20 protein-coding genes and 1 tRNA gene are annotated in these 21,845 nt (G+C 63.3%); 13 read left to right on the top strand and 8 right to left on the bottom strand.

Going from position 1 to position 21,845, the window contains the following annotated elements; genetic code table 11:
• On the bottom strand, nucleotides 1–226 hold a 226-nt coding region (locus AC4CS3_RS22830), incomplete at its 3' end, for a helix-turn-helix domain-containing protein (RefSeq protein ID WP_490785365.1).
• A gap of 77 nt (nucleotides 227–303) precedes the next feature.
• Between AC4CS3_RS22830 and AC4CS3_RS22835 the strand changes: the two genes are divergently transcribed.
• Together AC4CS3_RS22835 and AC4CS3_RS22840 are read left to right on the top strand one after the other, a co-directional pair.
• A complete protein-coding gene (locus tag AC4CS3_RS22835; protein WP_490785366.1) occupies nucleotides 304–861 on the top strand; it encodes a transposase in 558 nt (185 codons plus the stop codon).
• On the top strand, nucleotides 858–1,052 hold the full coding sequence (locus tag AC4CS3_RS22840) for a hypothetical protein (RefSeq protein ID WP_490785367.1): 195 nt from the start codon (nucleotides 858–860) through the stop codon (nucleotides 1,050–1,052). Before AC4CS3_RS22835 ends, AC4CS3_RS22840 begins: the two co-directional genes overlap by 4 nt.
• A 558-nt stretch (nucleotides 1,053–1,610) precedes the next feature.
• Here the strand turns inward: AC4CS3_RS22840 and AC4CS3_RS22845 are convergent.
• From AC4CS3_RS22845 to AC4CS3_RS22855, 3 genes are all read right to left on the bottom strand, one after another.
• A complete protein-coding gene (locus tag AC4CS3_RS22845) occupies nucleotides 1,611–1,760 on the bottom strand; it encodes a hypothetical protein (protein ID WP_234754788.1) in 150 nt (49 codons plus the stop codon).
• 184 nt (nucleotides 1,761–1,944) lie between these two features.
• Nucleotides 1,945–2,124: a DUF4192 family protein gene (locus AC4CS3_RS22850; protein ID WP_234754790.1), complete on the bottom strand. Its 180-nt coding sequence runs from the start codon at nucleotides 2,122–2,124 to the stop codon at nucleotides 1,945–1,947.
• A gap of 61 nt (nucleotides 2,125–2,185) precedes the next feature.
• Nucleotides 2,186–2,746 carry a recombinase family protein gene (locus AC4CS3_RS22855; RefSeq protein WP_234754792.1) on the bottom strand — a complete coding sequence of 187 codons (561 nt, stop codon included), beginning with the start codon at nucleotides 2,744–2,746 and terminating at the stop codon, nucleotides 2,186–2,188.
• A gap of 616 nt (nucleotides 2,747–3,362) precedes the next feature.
• Here AC4CS3_RS22855 and mobF point away from each other — a divergent pair.
• A complete protein-coding gene (gene mobF, locus AC4CS3_RS22860) occupies nucleotides 3,363–6,935 on the top strand; it encodes a MobF family relaxase (RefSeq protein ID WP_490785368.1) in 3,573 nt (1,190 codons plus the stop codon).
• A 181-nt stretch (nucleotides 6,936–7,116) separates the two neighbouring features.
• On the opposite strand, the gene AC4CS3_RS22865 is transcribed toward mobF, so the two are convergent.
• A complete protein-coding gene (locus tag AC4CS3_RS22865) occupies nucleotides 7,117–7,755 on the bottom strand; it encodes a TMEM175 family protein (RefSeq protein ID WP_490785369.1) in 639 nt (212 codons plus the stop codon).
• Nucleotides 7,756–8,083: 328 nt separating this feature from the next.
• Here AC4CS3_RS22865 and AC4CS3_RS22870 point away from each other — a divergent pair, with 328 nt between their 5' ends.
• On the top strand, nucleotides 8,084–8,296 hold the full coding sequence (locus tag AC4CS3_RS22870) for a helix-turn-helix domain-containing protein (protein WP_284762635.1): 213 nt from the start codon (nucleotides 8,084–8,086) through the stop codon (nucleotides 8,294–8,296).
• A gap of 24 nt (nucleotides 8,297–8,320) precedes the next feature.
• Entirely contained in the window at nucleotides 8,321–9,535 is a 1,215-nt protein-coding gene (locus AC4CS3_RS22875) for a site-specific integrase (protein WP_490785370.1), read from the top strand.
• An 89-nt stretch (nucleotides 9,536–9,624) separates the two neighbouring features.
• Here AC4CS3_RS22875 and AC4CS3_RS22880 read toward each other — a convergent pair.
• Together AC4CS3_RS22880 and AC4CS3_RS22885 are read right to left on the bottom strand one after the other, a co-directional pair.
• Nucleotides 9,625–9,698 (bottom strand) — tRNA-Thr (locus tag AC4CS3_RS22880).
• Nucleotides 9,699–9,874: 176 nt separating this feature from the next.
• Nucleotides 9,875–10,753: a DsbA family protein gene (locus tag AC4CS3_RS22885; protein ID WP_490785371.1), complete on the bottom strand. Its 879-nt coding sequence runs from the start codon at nucleotides 10,751–10,753 to the stop codon at nucleotides 9,875–9,877.
• A gap of 179 nt (nucleotides 10,754–10,932) precedes the next feature.
• Between AC4CS3_RS22885 and AC4CS3_RS22890 the strand changes: the two genes are divergently transcribed.
• From AC4CS3_RS22890 to AC4CS3_RS22905, 4 genes are all read left to right on the top strand, one after another.
• Entirely contained in the window at nucleotides 10,933–12,423 is a 1,491-nt protein-coding gene (locus AC4CS3_RS22890; RefSeq protein ID WP_490785372.1) for an alpha,alpha-trehalose-phosphate synthase (UDP-forming), read from the top strand.
• Nucleotides 12,413–13,237 carry a trehalose-phosphatase gene (otsB, locus tag AC4CS3_RS22895; protein WP_490785373.1) on the top strand — a complete coding sequence of 275 codons (825 nt, stop codon included), beginning with the start codon at nucleotides 12,413–12,415 and terminating at the stop codon, nucleotides 13,235–13,237. Before AC4CS3_RS22890 ends, otsB begins: the two co-directional genes overlap by 11 nt.
• Before the next feature lie 194 nt (nucleotides 13,238–13,431).
• Nucleotides 13,432–14,514 carry an ABC transporter ATP-binding protein gene (locus AC4CS3_RS22900; RefSeq protein ID WP_234751365.1) on the top strand — a complete coding sequence of 361 codons (1,083 nt, stop codon included), beginning with the start codon at nucleotides 13,432–13,434 and terminating at the stop codon, nucleotides 14,512–14,514.
• Nucleotides 14,515–14,602: 88 nt separating this feature from the next.
• A complete protein-coding gene (locus tag AC4CS3_RS22905; RefSeq protein ID WP_437772462.1) occupies nucleotides 14,603–16,012 on the top strand; it encodes a DUF4032 domain-containing protein in 1,410 nt (469 codons plus the stop codon).
• A 9-nt stretch (nucleotides 16,013–16,021) separates the two neighbouring features.
• On the opposite strand, the gene AC4CS3_RS22910 is transcribed toward AC4CS3_RS22905, so the two are convergent.
• On the bottom strand, nucleotides 16,022–16,693 hold the full coding sequence (locus AC4CS3_RS22910) for a GntR family transcriptional regulator (RefSeq protein ID WP_490785374.1): 672 nt from the start codon (nucleotides 16,691–16,693) through the stop codon (nucleotides 16,022–16,024).
• Between the two features lie 173 nt (nucleotides 16,694–16,866).
• On the opposite strand from AC4CS3_RS22910, the gene AC4CS3_RS22915 reads away from it, so the two are divergent.
• From AC4CS3_RS22915 to AC4CS3_RS22930, 4 genes are all read left to right on the top strand, one after another.
• The gene (locus tag AC4CS3_RS22915; protein ID WP_490785375.1) at nucleotides 16,867–17,910 is read left to right on the top strand and encodes an ABC transporter permease; all 1,044 of its coding nucleotides are present in this window, start codon (nucleotides 16,867–16,869) and stop codon (nucleotides 17,908–17,910) included.
• Between the two features lie 42 nt (nucleotides 17,911–17,952).
• A complete protein-coding gene (locus tag AC4CS3_RS22920) occupies nucleotides 17,953–19,677 on the top strand; it encodes an ABC transporter substrate-binding protein (protein ID WP_490785376.1) in 1,725 nt (574 codons plus the stop codon).
• Nucleotides 19,678–19,777: 100 nt separating this feature from the next.
• Nucleotides 19,778–20,779 (top strand): ABC transporter permease, encoded by a 1,002-nt coding sequence (locus AC4CS3_RS22925; protein ID WP_490785377.1) that lies wholly within the window; start codon nucleotides 19,778–19,780, stop codon nucleotides 20,777–20,779.
• The gene (locus AC4CS3_RS22930) at nucleotides 20,776–21,843 is read left to right on the top strand and encodes an ABC transporter ATP-binding protein (protein WP_490785378.1); all 1,068 of its coding nucleotides are present in this window, start codon (nucleotides 20,776–20,778) and stop codon (nucleotides 21,841–21,843) included. Before AC4CS3_RS22925 ends, AC4CS3_RS22930 begins: the two co-directional genes overlap by 4 nt.
• Nucleotides 21,844–21,845: the final 2 nt, after the last annotated feature.

The following is a 21,845-nucleotide window of genomic DNA, read 5'->3' on the forward strand; positions in this document are numbered from 1 at the left end:
GGTGGGCCAGGCCCTCAGCCGCAAACCGGTCCCGCCAGGACCTGACCGTCCCCGGGCTCGTTCCCGTGAGTTTCGCGATTGACTCATTGGCCAACCCCTCCGCGGCCATCAACAAAACCTGGGCACGCTGCACCTCCCGATGGGACGCCACCTGAGACCTGGAAAGCGTCTCGAGCAGTGTGCGTTGAGCATCCGTGACCACCAAAGCACGAGCAATATTCGCCATACGACAAGGTTAACACTCAAAGCATCAACTATTTTGGAGACACACCACTAGAAGGCTCCGGGATCAAGCGCTCCTCCGTGGTCTCGGACCTCACCGGTGTTTCGTCCCGGGCGATGCTCGAAGCCCTCGTCAGCGGTGAACGCGACCCAGAGGTCCTCGCCGGCCTCGCCAAAGGCACCCTCCGCTCCAGAATCCCCGAGCTCGTGGAGGCCCTCACCGGCCGCTTCAAAAGCCACCACGCGTTCATGGCCCGGTTGCATCTGGACCAGATCGATGCCCAGTCCCGCATCATCGACGCGCTCACCGGACGGATCGAGGAAGCGATGGAGCCCTTTCGTGCCGCCAGGGAATTCCTGGCCACCATCCCCGCAGTCTCACTCAAAGTCGCCGACGTGATCATCGCCGAAACCGGCGCGGACATGTCCCGCTTCGAAACACCCGGCCGGCTCGCTTCCTGGACCGGCGTCTGTCCCGGCGCCAACGAATCCGCCGGACGGATCAAGTCAGCCACATCCTGCCCGGCAACAAATACCTCAAAGGCGCCCTGGGCATCGCGGCCCTGTCCGCTTCCCGGAGCAAGGACACCTACCTGGCCACAAAATACTGGCGCGTCGCCGCCCGCCGCGGACCCATGAAAGCCACCGTGGCCGTCGAACACTCCATCCTCACCGCCGTCTGGCACATGCTCGCCAACGGCGAATGCTACGCCGACCCCGGCGCCGACCACTTCACCCGCCTGGACCCGATCAAAGCCAAGAACAACGCCATCAAGAAACTCAAGAGCCTCGGATTCAACGTCACCATCACCGCCGCCAACGCAGCCTGACCACCCTTACTTTCGTATTAGACGGGGTGGAGCGGACACGTACAATCCGAAGGAATCTCAATGATGTTGTCAACGGATTCCTCGGGTGTCCGGCTATGGGATGGGGTCCCTCGCGGTCGGTGTTGTTGCTTGGGATTTGTGCGTTTTGGTGTTGCTCATGGGCTTGGTCCTTTCGGTGGGCGGGGGCGGCTGAGGTGACCGGCCAGCTCCCCTTCTCCCCCGGTTGTTTTTTGCTGCTGGCGGAGCATCGCGTAGCTGTGCCCGACGGAGCCGGTGCAACCCGCAGGGCAAGCAGCGGACGGATTGTGGGAGGAAATAGGCGCAGCGCCGACACAAGGCATCCGGTGCGCCGCCGTCCGCAGGACGGTTGAGCCGGTGGAGCGGGCACGTACGATCCGCAGGACAGCAGCAAAAAACACAAAAAGCGCTTTTACAGCCCGAGCGCAGCGAGGCCCTTTTTGAGCAGCTTTAAGGGGCTGAGGCCGGCCCTTTAGGGGCCGGCCTCAGTTTTTCCCTCAGCAAAAGGAAACCTGGTGGTGCAGCGTCGTTGCTGCGGCGTTATTGGTCCAGCGGTGATTTTTCCCAGGAGAGGTCCACGACGGAGGAACCCTGGTGCAGGGTGAGCATGGACAGTTCGAGGACGTCCTGGGCGTGGGTAGCGCCGGCTGGTGCGGCGTCGTCGTCCGTGAGGATGAAGTCGTGGCTCATGGTGCCGCTCCCTGGCATGCGTGGTGGCTGTTGCCTTTCCACTGTAGCCCGGCGGGGGTGCTTGGACGTTGTTCTGGGTGCTGCGCCCGCGTCAGCGTTGATCGGCGGCCGGAGGAGCGCCAGCGGGGGAGGCCGCCGCCGCGCCGGGGGCCGGACCTTGAACGGTTCCGGCCCCCGGTTTCTTTTAGCGGTGCTTCTTGTAGGAGGTGTGCTCGTCCTTGGCGACGGGGGCGATGGTTCCCCGGCTGACGAGCTGATCCATCAGTTCAGCGAGCCGGTAGCCGGGCGTGTCCGCGAGGGCGGCGGCGAAATGATCTGCCGCGACCGAGGACTGGCCTTTGAGGTATGCCAGCCAGCCGATCAAGGCCTGGTACTCCTGACGGTGTCTTCAGGGGCAATCTAGGGGTCGATAACCCCGGTGCGAGTCAGCCGGTCGGGTGGATGTATTGGTAAACGGTTTGGCGGCTGATTCCGTATTCGCGGGCCAGGGCGGCTTTTGGTTCCCCGGCCGCGGCGCGGCGGGCCAGGTCGGCAGCTTTTTCGGTGGACAGGGCTTTCTTGCGTCCCCGGTAGGCTCCGCGTTTTTTGGCCAGGGTTATGCCTTCGCGTTGGCGTTCGCCGATGAGGGCGCGCTCGAATTCCGCGAAGGCGCCCATGACGGAGAGCATGAGGTTCGCCAGTGGTGAGTCTTCCCCTGTGAAGACAAGGCTTTCCTCGAGGAACTCGATGCGTACGCCCCGGCCGGTCAATTTTTGCACGAGGGAGCGCAGGTCATCGAGGTTGCGTGCCAACCGGTCCATGCTGTGCACGATCACGGTGTCTCCGTCGCGGGCGAACTTCAGGAGTTCCTCAAGCTGGGGCCGCTTCACGTCTTTGCCCGATGCCTTGTCGGTGAATACCCTGCCCAATTGGATGTCCTCGAGCTGGCGCTGTGTACTCTGATCCAGGCTGCTGACCCGGATGTATCCCAAACGCTGACCGCTCACGTTACCTCCATTATTGGAACTGTCAGGATGAAATCTAAGACCCTGGGCAGCATGTGTCAATAAATGGAAATATGGACTTCATTCTGACATGTAGTTCGGGATCATGCCTGACGTCAGTCTGGGGTATACCCCAACCAGACGGTCAAAAACGCGCCCCACGCCCGTTGACCAAGGGCGCTGATCTCTCGAGACAATCCGGCCCGAATTCCGGGGCGGCGAATGGGGGCAGGCTGAGTCCCAGCGTGTCTTAGGACTGACCCACGTGCTCTACGGCGAAAGTCCGGCACACCCAAGAATCCCGCGTCATTTACTTCTACGGGCTCACCCGCACCAATGTAAGTAGACGTCGCCAAGCGGCACAACAATTGTCATCCCTCTGCCCTCAGAAGGAACTTCCGCATCATTTACACCTCTGGCACCCAAGGCTAGAGCCGTGAGCATCGGCTCACGGTGTGTCATGTAGCAGGCGGGCTCGTCGTTGATGAACCGACGTGAACGGGAAGACTTGCGGTGAATGTGGTCAAGACTTCGAACAGTCTCGCACCTCGCAGCGATTCTGCTCTACGACCTGCGGCAACGGGCAGCGAGACCGCCGACGGCGGACACGGAGACGGCCATGACCATGTCCATCGCCAGACTCTCCGCGCAGTCGGGTCTGAGGTACCTGTTCAAGACCACGATGATGGATGATGTGTCGCCGACTCCCCCGGACACCACAAGCTACTACATGAAGGCCGGGACACCGCAGGGGCGCTGGCTCGGTAGCGGCCTGGGCGGCATCACCCGAGCCTGCGGCGACCCAGTCACCGAAACCGATGCCAAAGCCATCTTCGACGAAACTGTCCATCCGGACACCGGCGCTCCCCTGGGCCGCCCGCACGGCCAACCCACACTCGTCCAAAACAGCCAGGGACAAGCCGGCACACGCCGCGCTGTCGCCGGATTCGATCTGACGTTCAGCGTCCCCAAATCAGTGTCCGTGCTCTGGGCGCTGAGCCCACGGACCCTCCAAGACCAGATCCTGCAAACCCATCACGACGCCGTCACCGCCACCCTGGAATGGTTGGAAGAGTCCGTCATCCACACAAGATCCGGACGCAATGGCGTTGCCCGCATCGGCACCACGGGAGCCATCGCCGCCGCCTTTGATCATTGGGAGTCGCGCGCCGGGGACCCGCAGCTGCACACGCACCTGGTCATCGCCAACCGCGTCCAGCGGATCACCGACGGCGCCTGGGTCACCCTCGACTCCCGGACCCTCTACAAGGCCGCCGTCGCTGCCAGCGAACACTACAACGGACTGCTCTTCGACGCCCTCCACCGCCGCCTCGGGACCGACACCGACATCCGCGAACCCGCAACCACCACGCACAGCCCGAGTGCGCAACTCACAGGCGTCGACGACACTCTGATCCGCGAGTTCTCCCACCGCTCTCGCCTTATCGATCAGGAAACCGACCGGCTCGTCGCGGAATGGACCGCGGCCCGCGGCACGCCCCCAACGGCGACAACCACCATCAAGCTCCGCCAGCAGGCAACCCTCTCCACCCGCACCCCCAAAGCCGACATCATTGCGCCGCTCCGTGAGCTCTCCGCACAGTGGCGGGCACGGGCCGTCGCCCAAGGTTTCGACCCCGAATTCGTGCTGGCCGACACGGTTCGGCGATCCCGGACCGCTCCTTTCCGCTCGTCAGACTTCACCCACGACTGGGTCGACCCCGCCGCCTCACTGACGCGGGAGCGGGTTGCGGCCAAGCGCGCGACCTGGAACCGGTGGAACCTCCTCGCGGAAGCCGAACGGGTCTGCGCCGCGATCCGCTGCCACACACCGGAGGACCGCGACGCCCTGATCGACGCCGTCGCCACCGCCGCCGAGGCCCAATCGGTCCCGCTCAACGACTACCGCTACGGCGTCCCCGCGGACGCGCGGCCCGATCTGCGTCTCGGCAGGCGGAGCGTCTTCGACTTCCACGGCTCCCGCCTCTACACCGACGCCACCACCCTCGCGTGCGAGGAGACCGCCATGGAAGCAAGGAACGACGACGGCGGCCCCGCCGTCCGGCCAATGGTCGCCATGGATGAACTCACGGGCTACCAGCACCACGGCAAATTCGGGCTGCACGAGGACCAGCGGGCCGCCGCCGCCGAGATCCTGCTGAGCGGGAACCGGCTCGACGCCGTCGTCGGACCCGCCGGAACCGGCAAGACCACCGCCCTCGGCGCGGTCAAGGCAGCCTGGGAAGCAGAGTTCGGTCCCGGCAGCGTCGTCGGACTGGCGCCCGCGGCGGCGAGCGCCGAGGTTCTCGGGCGGGAGCTGTCCATGGTCGCGGAGAATGTCGCCAAGTGGCTGTACGAGTCCGCCGGTGAGGGGGCCAGTCGCCGGGCTGAGCGGTTCTTCGATGCGGAGCGGCGGCTCACCAATCCTGTGGCTAAGTCAAGCCCGCAGACCGCTCTGCTCGCACAGAAAGCCGCTTGGCTCTCTGCCGAGCAGGACCGGTGGCGTTTCCATTCGAACCAGCTGGTTGTCGTCGACGAGGCCTCGATGGTGTCGACCCTTCAGCTCGCCGCGCTTGTGGAACAGGCCCGGGACGCCGGAACAAAGATCCTATTGGTGGGCGATCCCGGGCAGCTGGATGCCATCGACGCCGGCGGTGTCCTGGGCTGGCTGGACCGCCAGGGCAAGACCGCCCGGTTGAGCACCATCTGGCGCTTCGAGAACGCCTGGGAACGGGATGCCTCGTTGAAGCTCCGTGCCGGGGACGTCGCCGCCATCGGCGATTACGAGCAGCATCAACGGATCCGGCATGGAACCTATCTGGACATGGTCGGTCAGGCGTATCTGCAGTGGCAGTCCGACATCCGTGTGGGAAGGTCGTCCATTCTTATTGCCGCCGACAACGACACGGTCAGCATGCTCAACGAACGAGCCCAGGCGGACCGCGTGATCCAGGGTCTTGTGGACGCCGAACAGACAGCACTTCTGGCGGACACGCTGTGTGCCGGGCGCGGTGACACGGTCATCGCTCGCCGCAACGACCGCACCGTTGCCGATAGCAACGGTGACTTCATCCGCAACGGCACTCTGCTCGAGGTCGTGCGTGCAGTCAAGCGCGACGGCTCCCTGGTGGCGGTCCGGAGGGACACCGGCGCCATCGTCACACTGCACCGCGAGTATGTCGAGTCGGCCGTGGAACTGGGATACGCGACCACTGCCCACCGCTCCCAAGGAATCACGGTCGACACCGGCCACATCGTCGTCACCCAAGGACGTCTCACACGCGAGCTTCTCTACGTCAGCATGACGCGCGGACGCGGCGGCAATTACGCGTACGTCGGCGAAAACGACCCCACCGACCACGAACCGCTGGACCCCTCCCTGCAACCGCAATGGCAGGAGATCCTCGCCGAAGTGCTCGCCGCCGAAGGCGCCGAACGAACCGCCCACGAAGTCCGCGACGCCGAACAGTCCAGCGCCTACAGCCTGGAACGGCTCAGCGCCGAATACAACTACCTCGCCCAGATCGCAGCCGCCGAAGACCTGACCAAGTTCCTCAAGGTGCACAGCCCAGCGAAGGTTGAAGAACTGCAAAAATCTCCATCGTGGGGACCGACGGTGGCAGCCTGGCGCCGGTCCACGGGCATCAGCCGTCCAGGTGCTCAGCGGATCGTCGCCAAGGCGTTGGAGACAAGCACAGCGGCAAAAGACCCCACCGCGGTCATCCATACCCGGCTCCGCAGCTTCCTCAACGGAATGCCCGCTAGCGGGTCCGATCCCCTGACTGAGCCAATTCACACCGAGCGTCGTGATCTCGCAAGCATGATCAGCCAGGCACAGAAGCGAATACAAGACAGGGCAGACAAAGTCACCTTCGAAGCACTCCTGCACGACACCGAATGGAAAGGAAACCTCCTGCGGGATCTCCCGCCAAGCGTGAGTCTGGATGACACACTCCCTGTGATTGGCAGAGTCGCTACCTACCGGGACAGATGGGGCCTCGATGACTCACCCCTTCCGCTCGGGCCTGTTCCGGCGGACTTCGAGTGGGAACGAAAATCGCAATACGAAAGCATCCAAGAGCTCATTGTTAAGACCGAGCATCGCCCCGCCGCGCACCAACAGCCTGAAGGTTGGTTAGAAGACTCGATCTATCGAGAAGCAAGCCTTATCCATGTCGGCTGGCAGCTCTGACTGCGCCGAGCATGCGCTCCATGAACTCGGCCCCGCCATCGAGTCGAAAAGTTACCGCTCACGCCATTTCGACACCTCATCTGTCGGAGGAGCACCCGTCCCGCACAGCGACCCACGGTGCCACCGAAAAACCCCGGAACCTTCCAGGTTCCGTTGCCCCTCTCGGCCGGTCCGATCCGCCTTAGGATGATTGCGCGGCTGGTGCCAGACGCGCGGCAGCTGATCGTCGATCGTAGACCCGCTGCAGTGGGACGGTCAGCAAAATAATCAACAGCGCGTAGAAGTTGATGGCCGGCACGAGCACTCCCACGATCAGGGCGATGAAGAACCCGATCGTCGAAACGGCGCTGGAGAAGACTTCGCGGCCGGGCATGGGATTCTCTTCCATCTCGAGCTGCGGATGCTTCCGGATCAAGAGCGTCATGGCCGTGAGCGTGAGGCTGCTCGCGGCCATCGTCCCGATGTAGACGCCGACCGAGAGGGGCGAAGTCCTGAACTGGGACACCATTTCCGTCGGAAGCGGCAACACGACCACCGTGAACGCCCAAAACAGGTTGAGCAACAGGAGTGGACTGCTGTAGGACCTGACATGCTCGAACGTCGAATGGTGGGCGAGCCAGAGCCGGGCGATCACCACGAAACTCAAGGCGAAGCCAGAGATCGCCGCGTAATTGTTCCCGATGAATTGCCCGGCACTCAACCCGTCGTGGGCCGCCTGGGTGACGGAGTCGACCAGCGGCAGCACGAGCAGGGTGATGGCGATCGCCGTCACGGCATCCGTGAAGAAAACAAGCCTGTCCAAGCCGCGGGTTGTTTGCATTCATTCAGTATGTTCCGACAACTGTCCGAAGCGAACCCGGCGTCCGCCGCCGCGACCGGAACCCTCACCGGAGTCCGTTGTGGTTGGTGCAGGCGACTTCGAACTCTTCCTTGTCCGGAGTCGCCTGAACCATCTCGCAGTTCCGAGGGCACAGACCGGTCAGAAGGACCGATTCCGTGACGACGCCTCCCCCGGACAGCACAGGGTCAAGTCGCGACGGCGAGGTTCCACCGCAAAGTCATGCCGCCTCGTCCTTCCGCGTCCATGGAATAGGAACACAGCCAGCCCCTCTACCCACGACCAGCCCGCGAAGATGACGGAGACTCCAATGACGACGACCCCCAAACGCAACCAGCCCGTCGAGGTTGACCAACAGTGGCTCACCCCGAAAGAGATCTGCGCACAGCTACAGATCCCCGAACAGACCTTCTACCAGTGGCGAGCCAAGCACGTCGGGCCACACGCATACCGCATCGGCAGGCACCTGCGAATCAGCCAAAGCGACTTCGTTGCCTGGCTGTCGCTGCACGCAGAGCCGTAACCGGCCCAAAACCTGCACGGGATAATGAGCAGGTACCCACTACCCCTCGGAACATGGGGTCTCATCCGTACTGACCGGGCAACAGCAAGAAGCTGGCGCGCACGGGCCAGATACCGGGACCTCGACGGGCAAACGCGAAAAATCGAAGCCCGCGGACCATCCGCCGCAGCGGCACGGCGAAATCTCCAAATCAAACTGCAAAAAAGGCAGACCCAAGGCAACGCCCTCATCAGCGCAACAGACCAGATCCGCGACCTTTCAGAGGTCTACCTGGCAGAGCTGCAACGCTCGGACAAGGCCTCGCGGACCAAAGACAAGTACGCGTTCAGCGTCAAGAAGTACATTCTGCCTGGAATCGGCTCTGTCCGCATTGGAGAGACCACGCCAGGCGTCGTGGATCACTTCATTCGAAATGTTGTCGACGCGGCCGGCCCCGCTACGGCCCGCACTTGCGGGGCCGTGTTGTCGTCGATGTTCAAAATTGCGCTGCGCCACGACGCTGTGAGCATCAATCCGGTCCTAGGAATCTCTATCCCGAGAAGTCGGGCGGCAAAGCCTCAAGCTCTGGATCCGGAACAGTTTCTGGATCTGAGGACCAAGCTCATTGCTTGGGAACAGGGATCGGTGCTTGGCCGCACGAGGCCCCAGGAACTCCACCAAATCGCCGACGTCCTCATCACCACAGGCCTACGCCCAGGCGAACTGTTCGCACTGTCCTGGGCTGATGTCGACCTCGAGGCAGACCCGCCGACCGTCCACGTCCACGCCACAGTCATCCGTACTTCCACCGGGGGTGTCACCATTCAAGACCACCCAAAATCCGAGCACGGATTCCGCTACGTGACCATACCGCCAAATCTCGCCGGGTGGCTTCGGAGGCGACAGCTCAGGCAACGCAGCAACGCCACTGGGAATCCCTTGGACTTGGTCTTTCCCTCATCCACAGGAACGGTGTGCGATCCGAACAATGTCGGCAAGACCTGGCGCAAAGCGGCAGACGAAATCGGATACTCGTGGGTGACGTTCAAAACGTTCCGCAAGGCCAACGCGACTCTCATCGCACGGACCATGGGCGCCGAAACGGCCGCCTACCAGGCAGGGCACTCCAAGGTGTCAATGACCCGAAAGCACTACGTCGAGGAATACAAAGAAGCGATCGACACACGGGCCGTGCTCGGCGCCTTCGACGCAGCCAACGGGGGACCAGGAGCGCCTGGCAAGACCGGTCTCCAAATCTGATTTAGGTGAGTTAAAGGTGAGTCCGGAGCGAAAAAGTTCAAATGGCTCTGACCAGAATCAACATACCCGCAGGTCAGAGCAAAACTAAGAGCCCCCTGTCGGATTCGAACCGACGACCCCCGCTTTACAAGAGCGGTGCTCTGGCCAACTGAGCTAAGGAGGCGCGCCCCGGCACGCCGGAGCTGGCTGCCCCGGCGGACCGGGACTGATGCCCCGGCAAGCCGGGGCTGGTGCGCGCGAGCGCTAGATAAGGGTAGCCCAAGACCTCCCGCCCACGGAAATTCCGCGAGGGCCGGCACCCGGCACCGGCCAGCGGACGGGAGGCCTAAGCCTCGATAACTACTTCTTCGCTGCGACAGCTGCATTCAGGACGGTCATGAAGTCCGCCTTGTTGTCCCATTGCTGGCCGTCGATGAAGACCGTGGGCGTGCCGGAGATCCCGATATTCTTGGCCTCCTGAGTGACCACCTTGACGAACGGCCGGTACGTCTTGTTGTCGATGCAGGAGTCGATGTTGGCCGATCCGGCTTGGGTGGCCAACTTCTTGAGGTCGTTGTCCGAAATGCCCGCACTGCCCTCGGCGGGCTGCTGTGCGTACAACAGGTCCACGAGTGCCGAGTACTTGTCAGGTGACGTGTTCGCCACACATGCTGCGGCGTTGGCGGCGCGCGAAGAGTAGTTGGTGCTGGAGCTGGCGTCCAAGAAGCCGAACGGACGGTACTCCAGGGTGATCTTGCCGTCGTTGCGCAACTGGGTCAGCTGCTGGCTGTACGTGGTCTCGAAGTTCTTGCAGATAGGGCAGATGAAGTCGATGTAGGCCACAACCTTGACCGGTTTGCCAGCTTCAGCCTCGGCGCCGGGAGCGGTCACGGTGGCCGGCGCGGTGGCCGGGGCCGACGGAAGCGATGCGAGGCTAACGGTGCCGGCGGCCACCTTCGTCACATCGGTGTCCTTCAGCAGCGTCACGCCGCCGTGCACGTTGGCGTTGGCTGGCGTCGGGCCCTGCTCGGCGATCGGGGCATTGTTCGCAATGTTCTGGGTGACCACGAGGGCAATGACCGCGAGGATCGCCACGACGGCAACCACAATGCCCCATCCGATGAGCAACTTGTTGCGCTTGTCCTTCTTCAGCTGAGCTTCGCGGATCTCGCGGGCCTTTTCGCGGGCCTGGGCGGCGCGCTCTGCCTTGGACAGGCGTGGTTCGTTTGCGGGGCTCATCAGTTCCTCGTGATTGATCGACGGCGTTGGTTGTAGCAATGGCAACGGGGCCAGTTTACGGGAGAAGACCGGCAGCTTTGCTGGGGTCTTCGACTCCAGTCTGAGGAACGAGCAAGTGTCGTTGATGATTCCCGCCGGTAGGGTGGGAGATGAGTCACAAGCAACCCCAGGGGGCAGCAATGCAAGAAACGGCAAGCGAAAAAATCGACAGCGCACCCGAAGGCAAACAGGCTCCACCGACCCGGAAACACGATTTCATGGTGGTCTCCAACCGCCTTCCGGTGGACCGTTACCCTAGCGATGACGGGGAAAACAGCGAGGAAGGTTGGCGCCGCTCCCCCGGCGGGCTAGTGACTGCCCTTGCGCCGATGATGACCAAGACCGACGGCGCGTGGGTGGGCTGGCACGGCGCCCCGGACGAAGCGTTGGAACCCTTCAGCCACGGCGGCATGGACCTGATTCCCGTGGACCTCAGCACGGACGACGTTGAGCTCTATTACGAAGGTTTCTCCAACGCCACCCTCTGGCCGCTCTACCACGACGTCATTGCCCCGCCGGAGTTCCACCGAACATGGTGGGACAGCTACCGTCGGGTCAACCGGCGGTTCGCCGACGCGGTCATCCAGCACGCGGACCACGGAGCCACTGTGTGGGTACAGGACTACCAGCTCCAGCTCGTGCCACGTATGCTCCGCCAGGCGCGCCCGGACCTGCGCATCGGGTTCTTCAACCACATCCCGTTCCCGCCTCCGGAGATCTTCGCCCAATTACCGTGGCGCCAGGCCATCATCGAAGGCCTGCTCGGCGCTGACCTGGTGGGTTTCCAGCGCCCTAGTGACGCGGCAAACTTCATGCGCTCGGCACGCCGCTTCATTGGCGCAAGCGTCAAACAGCAACAGATCCACGTCAAAGGAACCGATGGCCGGATCACCCATATTGCCCGCGCACAGGCCTTCCCGATCTCCATCGCAGTGGATCAGATCAGCGAACTCGCTGAGCGCCCTGACATCGTCGAACGTGCCCGGCAGATCCGCGAGGACCTCGGAAACCCCAAAACGATCCTCCTGGGCGTGGACCGCCTCGACTACACCAAGGGCATTCCCCACCGTTTAAAGGCCTTTGAGGAACTCCTCAAGGAAGGACGGCTCACCGTGGAGGACGCCACACTGATCCAGGTGGCGAGCCCCAGCCGCGAGCGCGTGCGGCAGTACAGGCTCCTGCGTGAAGAAATTGAAGGCACCGTGGGCCACATCAACGGCAGCTACGACACGATGCAGAACACCGCCGTTCGCTACCTCCACCACAGCTACCCGATCGAGGAGATGGTCGCCCTGTATCTCGCGGCCGACGTCATGCTGGTGACGGCATTGCGTGACGGCATGAACCTCGTTGCGAAGGAATATGTCACGGCCCGGACCAACAACACGGGCGCGTTGGTCCTCAGTGAATTCACTGGCGCGGCCGATCAACTCAAGCAAGCACTCCTCATGAATCCGCACGACATCGACGGACTCAAGAACACCATCATGAGGGCCGTGCACCTGCCCCCGAACGAATCACGCCGCCGGATGAAGTCCATGCGCAAGCAAATCCTCGACCACGACGTCGATCATTGGTCAGCCGAATTCCTCTCGGCCCTGGCAGAAACCGTGGTGCGCGATGACTCCTGAGACAGCAGCCACTCCCCCGCTGAGCCTGACGCCCGAACTGCTCGACGCCGTCCGCAGGATCGCGCGAACCGACCACCTCTTGGTGGCCATGGACTTTGACGGCACGATATCACCGATCGTGGACCACGCCGACGCCGCGCGCCCGCTCCAGCGCTCAGCCGCCGCTTTCGCTGAACTCGCCAAACTTCCGAGGACGACGACGGCGCTCATCTCCGGGCGGGCACTGGCCAGTCTGCGGGCGGTCGCCTCGCCTCCTGAGGCCACGCTGCTGATAGGCAGCCACGGCGCAGAGGCCTGGATGGGCCCCGGCTCGGCGGAGCTCCGGCTCGACGATGCCCAAAGGGGTCTCCTCGCCGAAGTCCGCGAGGTCCTGGCCGGAATCTCGCGGGAAGCCCCGGGGACAGTCCTCGAAGACAAGCCAGCCGGCGTCGTACTCCACACCCGGCGTGCCGCCGATGACGTGGCGGAGGACGCCGTCGCGGCCGCGCGGACGGTGCTCGAAGGCCGGCCGGGGGTCTTCCTCAAGAACGGCAAGCGGGTCCTTGAGACCTCCGTAGTTCACTCCTCCAAAGGCGAGGCAGTCGAGTTCCTGCGCCAGGCCACCTCCGCCACCGGGATCCTTTTTGCCGGCGACGACGTGACGGACGAGGACGCGATCGGCAGGCTTGGCCCCGGCGACGTCGGGGTGAAAGTCGGACTGGATTTCACCCAGGCCGAGTTCCGCGTCGAAGCCCCTATCCACGTCGCCGAACTCCTGGAGGCGGTCCTTCGCGAACGTCGCCGCGAAGTCTCGGGAGACTCATCTCACATGTGACGTTCGTAACATTTAGGCGAATAACCCGAGGTGCTGCCATACTCTTGGTTGTGATGTGGCGCACAACAACCGTGCGGCGTCACTCAGTCTCCCTTGCCCGGGCCCAGCCCAGGGCGGGGAGTCCAACTGAATAAACATGAACCATTCACAACGGATCGTCCGGCACGTACCTGCCGGTGAAGGGATTGATAACTGTGGCAACAGTTACTTTTGATAACGCTACGCGTCTGTACCCGGGCACAGATAAGCCCGCCGTCGATAAGCTCAACATCGACATCGCCGATGGCGAATTCCTGGTCCTCGTTGGACCCTCCGGTTGCGGTAAGTCCACCTCCCTGCGCATGCTCGCAGGCCTCGAGGATGTGAACTCCGGCCGCATTCTGATCGGTGACCGCGACGTCACGGACGTCCCGCCGAAGGACCGCGACATCGCGATGGTCTTCCAGAACTACGCTCTGTACCCGCACATGACGGTCGCGGACAACATGGGCTTCGCACTCAAGATCGCCGGCGTCTCCAAGGAAGAGCGCGCCGAGCGTGTCCGCGAAGCAGCCAAGCTTCTTGACCTCGAGCTTTACCTGGACCGCAAGCCGAAGGCGCTCTCCGGTGGCCAGCGTCAGCGCGTTGCCATGGGCCGCGCAATCGTCCGTAACCCGCAGGTCTTCCTCATGGATGAGCCCCTTTCCAACCTGGACGCCAAGCTCCGTGTCCAGACCCGTACGCAGATCGCATCCCTGACCCGCCGCCTTGGTGTTACCACGGTCTACGTGACCCACGACCAGGTCGAGGCCATGACCATGGGTGACCGCGTTGCCGTTCTCAAGGACGGCCTGCTGCAGCAGGTAGACACCCCGCGCAACCTGTACGACCGCCCGAAGAACGTCTTCGTTGCCGGCTTCATCGGCTCCCCCGCCATGAACCTGCTCGAGCTGCCCGTCGTCGACGGCGGGGTCCAGTTCGGTGGCACCGTTTACCCGGTACCGCACGATGTCCTCGAAGAGGCACACGGCAAGACCGTCACGCTCGGTTCCCGTCCGGAAGACCTCGAGACCGTTGGTGCCGGCGAAGGCCTCGAAGTTGAGGTTGACGTCGTCGAAGAGCTCGGCGCCGACGCCTACGTCTACGGCCACACCACGCTTGATGGCAAGAGCCACGACATCGTGGCCCGCGTCGACGGCCGCCGCCCCCCGATGAAGGGCGAGTCCATCTTCGTTCGTCCGCAGTCGGGCCACGTGCACTTGTTCGACACCAAGTCGGGCCTGCGCCTGGGCGACTAGTCCCCACCGCATTAGCGGCGGCGGCCCTTCCGAGTGGACGGGCCGCCGTCGTCGTTAACAGCAGCCTCAATACGGAAGAATTGACTCCATGACCGAGCAAAGCGGTGCCAAGTGGCATGACGAACCCACCGACTACGCGCAGATCGGCAAACTCCCGCGCACCGAGGCTGCCAGCGCCAATGACATTGCTCCGCCGGCGGGTGTGATCGGATCCCTCAACATCACCGCCGCGGCAGCGGATCCCGAGCTACTGGACCTGCCCTGGCACATTGCACTCGAAGACTGGCCTGCAGCGAACCTGGCCGCCCTGCCGCGCGGTATTTCCCGGCACATCGTCCGTTTCGCGCACCTGGCCGGCTCCGTCATCGCCATCAAGGAAACGTCCGAGCACGTTGCCCGGCACGAATACCACATGCTCCGCAAGCTCGCACGAATGGATGTGCCTTGTGTCGAGCCGGTCGCGGTCATCACAGGCCGCACCACTGTTGACGGCAGGCCCCTGAACCCCGTGCTGGTCACCCGGCACCTCAAGTTCTCCATGCCATACCGGGCGCTCTTCTCCCAGATGCTGCGCCGGGACACCCTCACAAGGCTTATCGACGCCCAGGCGCTGCTGCTGGTGCGCCTGCACCTGATCGGTTTCTATTGGGGCGACGTTTCCTTGTCCAACACCTTGTTCCGCCGCGACGCCGGCGCGTTCGCCGCGTACCTCGTGGATGCCGAGACGGGCGAGCTGTACCCCGATCTGTCGGTGGGCCAGCGTGAGTACGATCTGGAGATCGCCCGCGTCAACATCGCCGGGGAACTCATGGACCTACTCGAAGGCGGCCTGATCGAGGAGAAGGTGGACCCGGTGGCAACTTCGGAGCTCATCATGGACTCGTACCGCCGGCTCTGGGCCGAACTCACCGAAAAGGAATCGTTCGAGCTCGGTGAACGCTGGCGCGTCGGAGCGCGCATCCGCCGCCTCAACGAACTCGGCTTCGACGTCGAGGAATACGCCATCAAGACCACGGCGGACGGCTCCACCATACAGCTTCAGCCCAAGGTCGTCGACGCCGGCCACCACCAGCGGCGGTTGCTCCGCCTCACGGGCCTGGACGCCCAGGAGAACCAGGCCCGCCGGCTGCTCAATGACATGGATTCATTCCGGGCGGACAACAACCCGGACATGGACGAAGAAATCAGTGCCCATACCTGGGTCAGCCAGATCTTCGAGCCCATCGTCCGGTCCATCCCGCGCGACCTCGCAGGCAAGCTTGAGCCGGCGGAAGTGGTCCACGAAGTCCTCGAACACCGCTGGTACATGAGCCAGAAGCAGGACAGCCACATCCCCTTGGCTGAAGCCGTGCAGTCCTACTTGGACACCATCCTGCGCCACCGGCGCGACGAGGCTGCCATCATGCTCAATCCGGACACGGCGATGCTCAAGATCCTTGAAGCCGAAACCGAGGAATCCCGGTACGACGAGGACGAATACCCGGATTCCGACGACTAGCGCGGGGGTTTAGGGCTCCAACGTCTGTGCGAGTCCCCTAAGCACGGGTTCACGCCCGAGCTCGATGTGGGAGTACGCCAGAGTGTAGGCGAGATCGGCCTTGCCGCCGAGGATGGCGTTGCACAGTTCCATGTGCTCGTCGCGCTGGAGTTCGTTGCTGCGGTTGTGCGCGAGCCCGAAGATCCAGCGCATGCGGCCGAACAAGGGTTTGACCGATTCGATCAGCAGCCGATTGCCGGAAAGCCGCACGATTTCGGCGTGGAACGCCGCACTGAGGCGTACGACGTCGTCGGTCCGGTCGTCGTCGATCGCTTGCCTCGTGTCGTCGAGGAGTTCCTGCAGGCGGCCGCCCGGTTCGCCCGCCGCGACGCGGACGGCCGCCATGCGGGCCGCGAACGTTTCCAGGCAGAGCCGTACGTCGAAGAGTTCATTGACGTCGGTGAGCGTCAATTGGCGCACCACTGCGCCCCGGCGCGGGAAGGTTTCCACGAAGCCATCCTGCTCGAGGCGTTGGATAGCTTCCCGCACGGGGATTCGTGAAACGTTGTAGAGCTCGGAGAGCTCCCGTTCGCGCAGCCGCACGCCCTGTTCGAATCTCCCCGCCACTATTCCCTCAAGAACCAGCTGGTAGACCTGTTCGGCCAGGGCTTCGTCGTCGCGGGTTGTCAACGTTTCGGGCATCGGCTTCGGCCACCCTTCCCTTCCCCATCGTCTTGCGTTCCACCCGAGCATACACGGACGGAAAGAGAGCTGTTTGGTATTCCAGATAGTGCGATATTTGTGATTTACATCCCATCGAACCTACTCTAGTCTATTTTTGGTATACAAAAAGTCCGGAGCCCACTCCTTGGATCATGAATCGAGCACCCCCGTTGACCCAGCTACAGTCCACCGTCGAAGCTACGGCTGCGAGTCCATCCCCCAGTACGGCCCCGAATAGACCCACCGCCGAGGCGCGGTCGCTTCTGGCCACCGCGTGGTTGCGGATCCGTCGCAGCAAGATCGCCTTGTTGAGCCTCTGCGTGGTGGTGGCCATCATGTTGTTCGCCATCCTCGGCCCGCTGCTCAGTGCCATGTCAGGCAACGATCCGTTCACGTCCAACACCAGCCCCGATGTCCTGGACGACCTCCAGACTCCCGGGTTGCCGCCCCCCGGATACATGTACCCCTCGGCCAGCCACTGGCTGGGCGTGGAACCCGGACTGGGCCGTGACCTGTTTGCACGGCTCGCCTACGGTGGCCAGGTATCCCTCACTATTGCCCTGCTGTCCACCGCGGTCTCCGTGGTCCTGGGAACCGTGATCGGTGCAGCCGCGGGCTACTTCGGCGGCAAGACGGACGCCATCATCAGCCGGATCATGGATCTCTTCCTTGCCTTCCCGCACCTCCTGCTGGTCCTTTCGCTGACACCCATCCTGCAGTCACGGTTGCGCGACACCCCGCTGGGCCAAGGCAGCTTCCTTCCCATGGCTTCGCTCGTGATCATTCTGGGCTTCTTCGGCTGGGCATACCTCGCCCGCATCGTCCGCGGCCAGGTCCTGAGCCTCCGCGAGCGCGAGTTCGTCGAGGCTGCGCGGTCCTTCGGTGCCTCGCATCTGAGCGTATTGTTCCGGCAGATCATTCCCAACGTCATGGGCGTCGTGCTGGTCTACGCCACCATGCTCATCCCCACGAACATCTCCGCCGAGGCCGCGTTGTCCTTCCTCGGCGTCGGCGTCAAGGACCCGACGCCGTCGTGGGGCCAGATGCTCAACGCTGCCCAATCCGGCAACTGGTACCTCAGCGATCCCTGGTTCCTGGCAGTCCCCGGCGCCATGCTCATCGTCACCGTCCTGGCGTTCAACCTGCTCGGCGACGCCGTGCGGGATGCCCTGGACCCCAAAGAATCCCGCCACTAATCCCCCTTCATTTCCGTTCCACCGACCCCTATGAGGAGCACAATGAATACCCCCACCAGAGCGCTGGCCCTTGCCGTGCTGATCACCACCGCTGCCACAGGCTGCGCGGCGGGACAGAACCAGCCCGGAACTGCTGCATCAGGCGCTTCCAGCACCGAGCAGGCTCCCGAAGTGGTCAAGCCCGGTTTCACCACCAAGGGCGGCAACATCAACGTCCTGATGTCCTCGGACTTCCAAACCCTGGATCCGGGCAACAGCAACTACGTCCAGACGGCCAACGTCGGCCAGCTGTACTACCGCAACCTCACCATGGCGAAGGAGACTGCCGGCCAGCCGCCCACCGTCGTTCCGGACCTCGCCACGGACACGGGCCAAGTGTCCAAGGACGGACTCACCTGGACGTTCACCCTCCAGAAGGGCGTCAAGTTCGAAGACGGCCGCCCCATCACGTCCGCAGACGTCAAGTACGGCATCGAACGCACCTTCGCCCAAGACGTTTACACCCAGGCCCCGCAAGAGCTCAACGCAGCGCTCGACGCCGGCGGCTACAAAGGGCCGTACAAGGATCCTTCGGCCGACCTCAAGGCCGTTGAAACGCCCGACGAACGCACCATCGTCTTCCATTTGAAGAAGCCGTTCGCCGAATTCCCGGCTCTGGCCTCCCGTTCCAACACCTCCCCTGTCCCGAAGGACAAGGACACCAAGCTGGACTACACCAACCACCCGGTGTCCTCGGGCCCGTACATGGTCGATTCGTACAGCCGCGGAAAGTCGCTCAAACTGGTCCGCAACCCCAACTGGGATCCGGCCACCGACCCCAACCGTTCGGCGCTTCCGGACACCTTCAGCTTCTCGCTCTCCACGTCGCAGGCCACTATCAGCCAGCAGCTCCTGGCCAATTCCGACCCCAACGCCCTCACCTTGGACTCCAACGGTGCACTGCAGACCTCGGATTCAGCCAAACTCGCCGATGCCCAGGTCAAAGACCGCGTCGCTTCGGGACTGCTCGGTTGCAACGACGTCCTCAGCCTCAACACAGAGAAGATCACCGATCCAGATGTCCGCAAGGCAATCGCCCTGGCGCTGGACCGTCAGTCCATACTGGTCCAGTACGGCGGACGTCGCTTCGGCGAACTCACGCAGACCCCGCTCAACGCCAAGATGCGCGGCTACGTGGCCCAAGACCTCGAGATCGACCCCACCGGCAAGCCCAAGCTGGAGGAAGCCAAGAAGCTCCTCGAAGGCAAGAGCTACCCCAAGACCCTCACCTACGGGTACGCCAACAACCGGGACGCCTACAAGAACACGGGCACCGTGATCCAGCAGAACCTCAAGGCCCTGGGCATCGACGTCCAGCTCGTGCCGATCCCGGCTCCGAACTACTACTCCGTGCTGGCCAGTGACCAGCTGCCGGACATTGCACGGTCAGGCTGGTGTGGCGGCGCCGACCCCGCGTCAGTGCGTACCTCAGCCGATCCCATCCTCGGACCGAACAACGACGGCACCAGCTACGGCTTCTCCAACACTTCGCGCTACTTCGATCCGCAGATTTCGAAGGCCATGTTCGAGCTTCGGAACACTGCCGGGACTTCGGAAGAACTCGGCAAGAAGTGGTCTGAGGCGTTCGGCAAGGCCCTGAAGACCTACCCGATCATCCCGCTCGTCCGCAGCCACACCAACAGTGTGGTGGGCTCCAACATCCGTAACGCCCAAGTGGGCTACTTCTTCGGCGGCATCGACCTCTCGATCGTCGGCGTCGAGCACTAACCAGGCCCATTCGCACAACCAGGCCTTTTCACACCAATCAGGCCAGCCCAGAAGGGAGGCGGGCCGTCCGGCGACGACCGGACGGCCCGCAACCAGCACCATGATCAGATTCATCTTTCGCCGGACAGGCTCCCTGGTCCTGCTTCTCATAGCCGTCAGCTTCATCACCTTTACGCTATTCCAGCTCGGACCTGCCGATCCTGCGTCCGCCGCTTGTGGCCAGGAGTGCACTCCCGAACGCATTGCGGAAGCCCGCGTGGCCCTTGGCATGGACCATCCTTTCCTGATCCAGTACATCGACTACATGCGCGGTCTGGTCTCGCCGCGGATGATCGGTGCTCCGGGAGCGGAATCGATCTGCCAGTGGCCATGCCTCGGCAAATCGTTCCAAACCAATGAAAACGTCTCGGACATCATCGCCCGTTCTTTGCCCTACACGCTCTCCATGGCGGTTGGAGCGCTCGTTCTCTGGACCGTCTCCGGCGTCGGGCTCGGTTTGCTCGCAGCCCTTCGCAAGGGATCCGCCACGGACAAGTTCATCGTCGGCGCAGCGTCCATTGGTGTCTCGCTGCCAATCCCCGTCACCGGTTTGTTCCTGTTGCTGGTATTCGTCAACCAATTGCACCTCCTGCCCTTCACGACGAACGAGATCAACAGCCCCTTCGGTCCGCACGGTCCGGGGGCGTGGGCGCTCAACTACTTCTTGCCCTGGGTTGCCCTCGCGGTGCTTTTCAGCGCGGCGTACATCCGCGTCACCCGGACCAACATGATCGAGACCTTCAGCGAGGACTTCATCCGCACGGCCCGTGCCAAGGGCCTGGCGCCCCGAACAGTGACGTTCAAGCACGGTGTCCGGGCGGGCATCACTCCCGTCGTGACCATGCTTGGCATGGACATCGGGCTCCTCCTTGGCGGCGCGGTCCTCACCGAGCAAATCTTCTCCGTCCCTGGACTCGGTTTCACGGCCGTCAGGGCCGCCATTTCCGGCGACCTCCCCGTCACCATGGCCATCACCATGCTGGCCGCTTTCTTCGTCATCGTCGCGAATGTCGTCGTCGACCTCGCCTACGCTGCCATCGACCCCCGAGTGAGGCTCCAATGACCCAGCTTCAACCCAGTCCGGCCGGTCAGCCGGCCACGCGAACCGTGCAGCCAGCCACGCGAACCGCCGCGTTCCTGGACGTCCGCGACCTTTCGGTGAAGTTCCCTACCGACGACGGCCTTGTCTCGGCAGTCAACGGGATGGATTTCTCCTTGGAGCGCGGGCAGACTCTCGGCATCGTCGGAGAATCCGGATCAGGAAAGTCGGTAACCAGCCAGGCGCTCATGGGACTCCTCAAGGGAACCTCCGCCCGCGTCACCGGCCAGGCCTTGTTCCAGGGCAAAGACCTTGTCACGCTGCCCGAGTCCGGCATGCGGCAGCTTCGCGGCCGGAGCATCGGGATGATCTTCCAGGATCCGCTCTCGGCCTTGCATCCCTTCTACACCGTGGGTCATCAGATCGCCGAGGCCTACCTCGTCCACAACAAGGCGAGCAAGAAGCAGGCCCGCACGGCCGCCGTCGACATGCTCGGAAGAGTGGGCATTCCCAGCCCCGAACAGCGCTACGACGAATACCCGCACAATTTTTCCGGGGGGATGCGCCAACGCGCCATGATCGCCATGGCCTTGATCTGCGAACCGGAGCTGCTCATCGCGGACGAACCCACCACTGCCCTGGACGTCACCTTGCAGGCACAAATCCTGGACCTCATGTCCGAGCTCCAGGAAGAAACGAACTCGGCCCTCATCCTCATCACCCACGATCTTGGCGTGGTGGCCGAAGTCTGCGATTCCGTGCTGGTCATGTACGGCGGGCAGTGCGTCGAATCGGGCCCCGTGGACGAAATCTTCTACGACACGCAACATCCCTACACCCTCGGCCTACTCAAATCGATGCCCACGCTGAGCAGTTCCTCGGGCAGGCTCAACCCCATTCCCGGCCAGCCGCCGTCGCTCCTTGACCTCCCGAAAGGCTGCATTTTCAGCGCCCGGTGCGAATACGCATCCCTTGCCGGCGACGGCGTGTGCGCGAGCCAGCGGCCGGAGCTCGTGGTCGAGGACGGTCACGGTAAGCGTTGCCACTTGAGCGGCCCCCAGATCCTCACCATTCGGAATACGCGTTAGGA

It is taken from the genome of Arthrobacter sp. SE2 (assembly GCF_058244265.1).